5 protein-coding genes are annotated in these 2,609 nt (G+C 42.6%); 4 read left to right on the top strand and 1 reads right to left on the bottom strand.

Annotated elements, in window-relative coordinates:
- From V7014_RS26000 to V7014_RS25990, 3 genes are all read left to right on the top strand, one after another.
- A partial coding sequence (locus V7014_RS26000) for a hypothetical protein (RefSeq protein ID WP_335507176.1) occupies window positions 1–320 on the top strand: 320 nt, incomplete at its 5' end.
- Between the two features lie 19 nt (window positions 321–339).
- The gene (locus V7014_RS25995) at window positions 340–1,122 is read left to right on the top strand and encodes a peptidoglycan recognition protein family protein (protein ID WP_438824982.1); all 783 of its coding nucleotides are present in this window, start codon (window positions 340–342) and stop codon (window positions 1,120–1,122) included.
- Complete coding sequence (locus tag V7014_RS25990; protein ID WP_335511827.1) at window positions 1,123–1,335, top strand: phage holin; 213 nt, start codon at window positions 1,123–1,125, stop codon at window positions 1,333–1,335. It abuts the gene before it with no gap.
- Between the two features lie 73 nt (window positions 1,336–1,408).
- On the opposite strand, the gene V7014_RS25985 is transcribed toward V7014_RS25990, so the two are convergent.
- Window positions 1,409–1,756: a hypothetical protein gene (locus V7014_RS25985; RefSeq protein WP_335511825.1), complete on the bottom strand. Its 348-nt coding sequence runs from the start codon at window positions 1,754–1,756 to the stop codon at window positions 1,409–1,411.
- Between the two features lie 622 nt (window positions 1,757–2,378).
- Here V7014_RS25985 and V7014_RS25980 point away from each other — a divergent pair.
- Window positions 2,379–2,522, top strand: coding sequence for a hypothetical protein (locus tag V7014_RS25980; RefSeq protein WP_335511823.1), 144 nt, complete (start codon window positions 2,379–2,381; stop codon window positions 2,520–2,522).
- Window positions 2,523–2,609: the final 87 nt, after the last annotated feature.

Raw genomic sequence — 2,609 nt, 5'->3', positions numbered from 1 at the left:
GGGGCTGGCTGATGGCGGAACAACAAACGGACTTAACGGCAGAATTACTTAAGCAGGCGCTAGATATGCGCGAATCCCTCGCGATAATTAGCACGAAAACGGACGGCGTACAGTCGACATTGACCGAAATAAAGCACGAGTTGTCGCAGGTAAAAAACGAAGCCACTAACGCGAAAGATACGGCGAACGAAGCTTTGTCGCTCGCGAAAGTGAATAAAGAAGATATCGCGGAAATTAAAGTAAACGATAGATGGAAGTGGGGCGTAATTGTTACGTTAGTCGGCTTCGCGGTATCAATAGGAATTGCGTATTTTAATTAAACGGAAAGGGAGCGATTTAATGGCGAAACTATGGACGGACAAATATGTACGAATCAACAAGTATACGCGCCCAGGAACGAAGCTCGGCGCGGTTAAGAAAATCGTAGTCCATTGGACGGCTAATCCGGGAGCTGGCGCGCTAAATCATTTCAAGTATTTCGATGGCACGGCTATCGCGAGCAAACGATATGCTTCGGCGCACATCTTCGTTGATCGCGGGGAAGCTTACTGTATCATTCCGTTAAATGAAGTCGCATATCACGCGAATGACGGCAGTTATCGCGGAGTATCGGCGCTCAAGCCTAACGCCAACCTAGCGTCAATTGGCGTAGAAATGTGCGTCGAAAAGGACGGTTCAATCCATTCCGAAACAGTGTCGCGAACAACTAAGATTGTCGCGGAGCTTTGTAAGCTATATAAGCTCGAAGCAGACGATATTGTGCGTCACTATGACGTTACTCGTAAGAGCTGCCCTACACCTTGGGTGCGCAGTTCAGCGGGCTTTACGTCGTTTAAATCGACGGTCAAAAGCATGCTGAGCGGAAAATCCGAAAAGGCAGGCGCACCGAAGCCAACAGACAACGACAAGTACCGACTAGCAACAGGCACGTTCCCGAGCGTGAAAGCAATGAGCGAAGGTAAGGCGAAGCTATACGCTAAATATCCGATTACTATTTACGAAAGAGCGAGCGACAATCGTCTTATTACAGGCACGTTCACAGGGCGAAATGTAGCGGAATATTACGCGAAGGAAATTAAGAAAGATTTCGGTTGGCACATTATCGTACAGGAGGCGGTTTAAATGAAAAACATTACGGCAGGCACAGTTACGCGATTTGTATTGTTGTTGATCGCGCTAATTAATACGGGGCTAAATATGGCGGGCATCCAGATGTTGCCGATTAACGAGGAGAATATCGCGACATTTATTAATATGTTATTCCTCGGCGGCACGGCGCTATGGGGATACTGGAAGAATAATGACATAACGAAGAAGGCGCGCGAAAGTAAATAGAAAGCATGGCGAGGGCTTGCGCTGACTGGCGTAGGCTCTTGTTTAAATATAAAAAGAACGCCAAAAGGCGCCCTTAGAATAACGTTTTTATAATTGCGTTGTATATCTTATCGTCTACTTCCATTAGACTGCGCTTACCATCCTTGAAGCTTATCGCGACAACGTGCGTTCCCTTTGATTTCGCGGATAGACCTGCAAGCCAGCCGACTGGACCAAGTACTAAGCCACCGGCAAACGCGCGCCCAACGGCACTTACTGCGCTTTTTTGACTCTTCTCGTCCATTACTTCGTACTCTTCTACCGTTTTCTTATCGAGTGCCATCGTTTTTAAGAATCCTGTTGCAATTGACGCAATACCTAACGCACTCATAACTTGTTTGCCTTCGTAGTCTCCGGCAATTACTTTATTCTTCGCTCCCATTAGTATCCTCCGTTAATCAGAATTTTCTAATCTTTACCTATATATTACAGCATATTGACGAGTAGTACAATCGGTGTTGCTGAGAGCGTCTGTGACGAAGTTAGAACTAGCTTGTTGTATAGTTGTACTATTAAATGCGAAATGCAGAATGTTATTGCAAACGCTACGTCTAAAGTGTACAATAGGTGCATATAAGCGACACGGTCGTATGCAGTATTTTATATCGCGAACAATCAACGATACAGAAATTCGTTAATATCATCGTTCTCTGTCCGTAAATAATACCGAGGGATTTAACGGCACGACTCAAAATCGTGTTCCGTAAGGAGTGTCGGTTCGACCCCGACCACCGGTATCTTATAAGTAGTTATAAATTTGATAATTTCAACGTTCTCTACACAATAGGGAGCGTTTTTTATTTACCTAAATTTACACGACTCGTTGTAAAAAGTAATGTCATTTGGACAACATCATCCAAGTACCTTTAACAGTACTTTAAGTATACAGAGATAATGCCTAATTCCCGATAGTGAGATTCAAACATTATTGATTTAAGTATTTGACTTTTAAATATATTGATTAAGTATAATTTTATATAGTAATTAAAGTGAGGTATGAGGTATTGCGAAATATTGCAAAATTAGCATTGAAGAAGATAAATGAACAAGATGAATTTATTAAAATCAGTTTTTATGTTACGGGTGGTTTTGCTATAGTATTAGCTGGTTATGGAGTTGGTCGCTTAATTGGATTAGTAACGTTATAAGGAACTAAACAATTTGCAACCGTTCAACTGTTGTTGAATTTAATCTTTTGTGGCTAGTAATAGGAAATTATGCAGAGTGATTCAAAA

Origin of the sequence: Bacillus sp. JJ722, assembly GCF_036963345.1 — a bacterium.
In the GTDB taxonomy this organism is placed as follows: Bacteria; Bacillota; Bacilli; order Bacillales; family DSM-1321; genus Bacillus_AD.
The sequence above is the reverse complement of the archived record's forward strand: the minus strand, read 5'-3'. Positions and strand labels throughout refer to the sequence as shown.

Excerpts from the sequence above, each read along its gene's own strand:
- V7014_RS25995 (WP_438824982.1), top strand. The coding sequence starts at position 340 with ATGGCGAAACTATGGACGGACAAATATGTACGAATCAACAAGTATACG.
- V7014_RS25990 (WP_335511827.1), top strand. The coding sequence starts at position 1,123 with ATGAAAAACATTACGGCAGGCACAGTTACGCGATTTGTATTGTTGTTG.
- V7014_RS25985 (WP_335511825.1), bottom strand. The coding sequence starts at position 1,756 with ATGGGAGCGAAGAATAAAGTAATTGCCGGAGACTACGAAGGCAAACAA.